4 protein-coding genes are annotated in these 3,370 nt (G+C 51.9%); 1 reads left to right on the forward strand and 3 read right to left on the reverse strand.

The features are described from left to right. Nucleotides 1–207 precede the first annotated feature (207 nt). Complete coding sequence (locus tag HUO07_RS21325; RefSeq protein WP_035566952.1) at nt 208–1,293, reverse strand: OprO/OprP family phosphate-selective porin; 1,086 nt, start codon at nt 1,291–1,293, stop codon at nt 208–210. Nucleotides 1,294–1,574: 281 nt separating this feature from the next. On the opposite strand from HUO07_RS21325, the gene HUO07_RS21330 reads away from it, so the two are divergent. Continuing rightward, entirely contained in the window at nt 1,575–2,303 is a 729-nt protein-coding gene (locus tag HUO07_RS21330; RefSeq protein ID WP_035566949.1) for a TorF family putative porin, read from the forward strand. Nucleotides 2,304–2,808: 505 nt separating this feature from the next. Here HUO07_RS21330 and HUO07_RS21335 read toward each other — a convergent pair. Beyond that, on the reverse strand, nt 2,809–3,129 hold the full coding sequence (locus tag HUO07_RS21335) for a hypothetical protein (protein WP_164834383.1): 321 nt from the start codon (nt 3,127–3,129) through the stop codon (nt 2,809–2,811). Nucleotides 3,130–3,155: 26 nt separating this feature from the next. Beyond that, nucleotides 3,156–3,370 (reverse strand): hypothetical protein (locus HUO07_RS21650; protein ID WP_217908999.1); only part of this gene is annotated, 215 nt, incomplete at its 5' end.

Here is a 3,370-nt window from a genome sequence, read left to right on the forward strand (position 1 = left end):
TGGAATTAGCGAAGGAAACATGCACCAGCAGTAGGTGAAGCATCAACCAGATAATCCGATGAGATGCCGGTCTGTCTCACTCTCATGCAAAGGTAAGATCAACCATTTAATCCGCTTACCCATTAATATCTGCCCAAAACCTGAGTATTTCATTAACTCTCAAGAACTATATCAAGCCGCAAACTCATTCAAGCGACCTCCATGCGGTCAAAATGCATATTGTAACCTCGCACGCACTTCATCTCCGCTAGCGCCATTGGCTTCTTCGCCATCCATGTAGCTCATTCCAAGTCGAACATTCTTGTTGGCGTAATAGTTAACGCCCAGTGTTGTTTGCTCACCGTCGGTCGTGGCCAGCCCCACATCACTGTATTTTCCGTCACCATCCTCAAAGCGGGCAACAACTTCCCAGGCCCCTTTGGGTGATGCCGGTTTTACCCGCTTGAATGCTCCGGCTTTGTAAGGACGGCTTTCGCCGGTGATGATCCAGCCAAGCTGTACGTAATAGCCATCAACATCCACCTGGCCTTCCTCGGAATCGAAATATTCGGCCTGGGCATGGAAGGGCCCGAAAGCGCCGGCCAATTCCAGATTAAACGTATCGACCTCATTGGCCTGAGTGTCGGCATCACGCGTGGTATAACCCGCACCAAGATGAACAACAGCATTATTCGTTTGAACGGGTGCAACCGTGCCCCGTGCGGTTACTGCCGTGTTATTGAAGTCGTCGCTGCCATCGCCGTCTGCCTCGAAATAGCCGATACCGTAGGTCCAGTTGCTGCCTTTGCCACTGAGCTGGATGCCGCCGCTGCGACCGGGGGTATAACGCTCGGTCATGGCGGATCGCTCAAGGGCCGAGATGTCTTTTGAACTCGTTAATTGTTCCAGGCCGAATGGCTCTTTCTGCTTACCAATAGTCACGGTTGCCGTCGAGCCAAATCCCAGGTAGCGAATGTACAGGTCCTCAGCGTTCCCGCCGTCGGCGCCATCACTCTCAGCCACGTTGAACTGGGCTTTGTACGCCCAGTCGCCAAAGTGGCCCTTGGCGTAGAGGCGTGCCCGGCGCACGTCGAAATCGGTAGTGTCAACACCGTTGGCGTCAGACTGCGTGGCGTCGTAATCCCATTGAAGGCGCCCGCCGAGCTGAAAAGACGCAGAATTGTCAGACGTTTTCACCTTGATACCGCTCTCGGTATCGATCACAAGGTCTTTGCCGCTGGTCGTAACAGTTCCGGCCTGTGCAGCAGAAGCGGCAGAAATCGCCAAAGCCAAGCCCAAATATTTCTTGCTCATGATCTGTCTCACCTTTTTGGTTTGCTTATGTGTGTTGAAGCGCTATTAAAGCCTACTTGGCAAAGATTACAGAATAGTTACAGAGAATGGCATCAAAACAGGGCGCCGGTCCGGGTCAGTGACAGGTTCTGGGGCGCTAGGTGTTGCGGTCGTTTTTCGGGGGCAAGCTCAGAATGCGCCGATTTGTCTCTATAATTATGATAAACAAGAATAAATAAGATGTGGCAGGAATTTTGCTAAATCATATTTGGAGCAATGAAACCCAACCGAAGGTATCCATTATGAAGAAGCAGTTTTTCACCAAATCAGGTTTTATCAGTATCACTTTGCTTGCAGCACTTCAGGCTGCGCCCGCCATTGTTAGCGCTGACGTCAGCTCAAATGTGAGCGCCAGCAGCAACTATCTGTTCCGGGGCGTCACCCAGACAGACGGGGCTGCGGCTGTCCAGGGAGGGTTGGATTATGAGCATGCGTCGGGCTTCTACGCCGGTGGTTGGGGTTCCAATGTCGATTTTGGTGACGGCACCAGCTATGAGCTTGATCTTTATGCCGGATTCTCCGGCTCTGTGGAAGAACTGGGTTATGACGTTGGGTACATTTATTATGCGTATCCTGACGCGCCGGGCTCCATCGACTTCGGCGAACTGTACGGCGAGATCAGTTATGGCATTGCGGCCATCGGCCTGGCCTACACGATCAACAGCGACACCAGTGGTGATGGGGTGTTCGTGCAGGGGGATGCCTATTACTACGCCTCTGTTGGGGTGCCTCTGGAGGACAGCTACAGTGCCGGTGTGACGCTTGGCTATTACGACTTCGCTGATGACGGCAAGGCTTCTGTCGGCGAGGCAAGTTATTCACACGTCGCCGCCAACGTTACAAAGGATGCGGGAAACTTCGGTTCTTTCAGTGTTAACGTGGAGTACGCGGACATTGAGTCAACCGACGCGCTTGGCTCTGTCAACTCGGATGATCCGAAGTTCTGGCTGGGTTGGAGCAGGAGTTTCTGATCGGCCAAGTGATCACAAGCAATTCAGATCCAGAATAAAAAGCCGGCCCAAATGACGGGCCGGTTTTTATTTATCATGCAAGAACCCACCATCGTGCGCCTGCCTTGACGCCCGGTGACTCGACATCCTCGCCCTTACCTCTGCCCCCCCCCTGCCGCCAAAGCTCATTTCTTATCCGGTGCCTGAATTTCAAACTGTATTAAAGGTTTGTCTGTAAGGTCGCTCCGGAATCCCACGCAAAAATGCTGACTCACTGACCTCAGTCAAACAGCCAGGATGATACTGAATGAACAAACGATTGTTGTTGTGCGCGATGATAGTTCCGGGAGCCTTGGCCGTCTCTCCCATGGTGTCGGCCCAGGCACAAGAGAGTGTGTCGCTGAAAGAATATCAGCAGGCCAAAGCCAGCCAGGCTGTTTCCCTGAACCAGGCCATGGTGATGGCTTTCGAGAACAGCCCGGTATTGGCTTTGAGGCGGGCCGCGGTCTCGATACAGCAGGGACAGTTATGTTTGATATTCGATTTCTACGGCCGACTCGTCTCCACAATGAATGAAGAGTTCCCCTTTCGCTGAATTTGAAGATGAAAACTGAAACCAACCACGGCCAGACTTTTCACGACCATCATCATTTCCAGACCAAGAAAACTCGACTCGCCCTCCATCATCTGGAATGCGGTAGTCGATTTGGCCCTCAACTGCTCCGAATACAAAAAAGCCGAGGCCATCTTCATCGAACTGGAAGTATCCGGGCTCGATAAGATCAACAAAGTCTTGATCCCACATTTCCATCCACTTAATTCGCCAGCGTCCAACGACTTTACTCAAACTACCTCCTTAAAACATAACAGTGATTATACGCCCTTCAACATAACACTATTGAGCGCGCCAGCATGATTATTGATGTTATATCGCCACTCAAACAGGCATAAACCACTGTTTCTAATACCTGAATCCGTGAAGCCGGCGCCGACACTTTCCCTATCACCGCCAGCGAGCACTTTTTGATCATTCGCCCCGTGCAAGTTGGCTTTCGCAAGCCCGTTATTGCCAAAACCCACCGTGCTGA

The sequence above is a fragment of the Vreelandella maris genome (assembly GCF_013371085.1).
GTDB classification, from domain to species: domain Bacteria; phylum Pseudomonadota; class Gammaproteobacteria; order Pseudomonadales; family Halomonadaceae; genus Vreelandella; species Vreelandella maris.

What these genes read in the sequence shown, in the direction of transcription:
- HUO07_RS21325 (WP_035566952.1), bottom strand. Translation starts at nt 1,293, where the DNA reads ATGAGCAAGAAATATTTGGGCTTGGCTTTGGCGATTTCTGCCGCTTCT.
- HUO07_RS21330 (WP_035566949.1), top strand. Translation starts at nt 1,575, where the DNA reads ATGAAGAAGCAGTTTTTCACCAAATCAGGTTTTATCAGTATCACTTTG.